This window comes from Microbacterium sp. Leaf351, from assembly GCF_001423825.1.
Classification (GTDB): Bacteria; Actinomycetota; Actinomycetes; order Actinomycetales; family Microbacteriaceae; genus Microbacterium; species Microbacterium ginsengisoli.
In genome coordinates this window covers 153,292-154,660 of the sequence record NZ_LMPK01000015.1, presented here as the reverse complement: position 1 = coordinate 154,660, position 1,369 = coordinate 153,292, and the positions used below count along the sequence as shown (strand labels likewise).

General features: G+C 67.8%; 1 protein-coding gene. It reads left to right on the top strand.

Going from position 1 to position 1,369, the window contains the following annotated elements:
• On the top strand, positions 1-1,369 hold a 1,369-nt coding region (locus tag ASG00_RS06405; protein WP_082483112.1), incomplete at both ends, for an APC family permease.

Below are 1,369 nucleotides of genomic sequence, written 5' to 3'. Positions count from 1 at the left end.
CCCGCCGTCGCCTTCATGATCGTGGCCGCCTCGGCGCCGCTCACCGTGATCGCCGGCGGATCCACGAGCGCCTTCTCGGTCACCCACGTCGTCGGCATCCCGTTCGGCTACATCGTGCTCGCCGTGTTCCTCGCCGTGTTCGCGGTCGGCTACGCGGCCATGAGCCGCTACGTCACCGACGCCGGGGCGTTCTACTCGTACATCGCCCAGGGCCTCGGTCGCCCGGCCGGCGTCGGGTCCTCGATCCTGGCGCTCATCTCGTACAACGCCATGCAGATCGGCGTCTACGGCATGTTCGGATTCCAGGTCTCCACCCTCATCGAGGCCAAGACGGGCTGGGCAAGCCCGTGGTGGGTGTGGGTGCTTGTCTGCATCGCGATCGTCGCGCTGATGGGAGTGAACCGGGTCGACCTGTCGGCGAAGATCCTCGGAGTGCTCGTGGCCCTCGAGTTCGTCGTCGTGATCGTCTTCGACGTCGCGGCGTTCTTCAACCCGGCGGAGGGAACCGTCACCGCGAGCCCGATCACCCCCTCGACGCTGTTCGTCCCGGGCGTCGGCGCCGTGCTCGCGTTCGGCATCGCCGCCTTCATGGGCTTCGAGTCGGCCGCGATCTACGGCGAGGAGTCGAAGGACCCCAAGCGCACGATCCCGCGCGCCACCTTCCTCGCTGTCGCCGTGATCGGCATCTTCTATGCCCTCTCGTCGTGGGCGCTGGCGCTCGCGGTCGGCCCGGGCAAGATCCTCGATCCGAACGGGATCACCGCCGACGAGGCCGGCCCGCCCCTCTTCTTCAACTTCGTCGCCGCGCACCTGGGTACCCTGTGGGTCGATCTGATGTCGGTGCTGTTCATCACGAGCCTGTTCGCATCACTCGTGAGCTTCCACAATGCCGTCGCCCGCTACGCCTTCTCGCTGGGCCGCGAGGGAGTTCTGCCATCTGCGGTCGGCCGGGTGCGCCGCCACAGCGGCGCTCCCTGGGTCGGCTCCGTCACCCAGACCGTCGTTGCGGTGCTCGTCATCCTCGGCTTCGTCTTCGGGGAGAGCGGCTGGGACCCGAATAACGGCCCGTACCCGGTGATCACGCTGTTCACGTGGCTCACGAACCTCGGTGCCTTCGGCCTCGTGCTCCTGATGGCTCTGGTCTCCCTCGCCGTCATCGGCTTCTTCCGCCGCGACCGTCGTGACGCGGGACTGTGGAGCCGCGTGGTCGCACCTGTTCTCTCGTTCGTGGCGCTCGGCTACGTCTGGGTGCTCATCCTCATGAACTGGGACGTGCTGCTCGGCCAGACCGAGTCGACCCCGACGACGTTCCTCCTGCCGGCGGTGCTGCTCGTGCCTGCCGTGCTCGCGGTGTTCTGGGCGCTGTGGT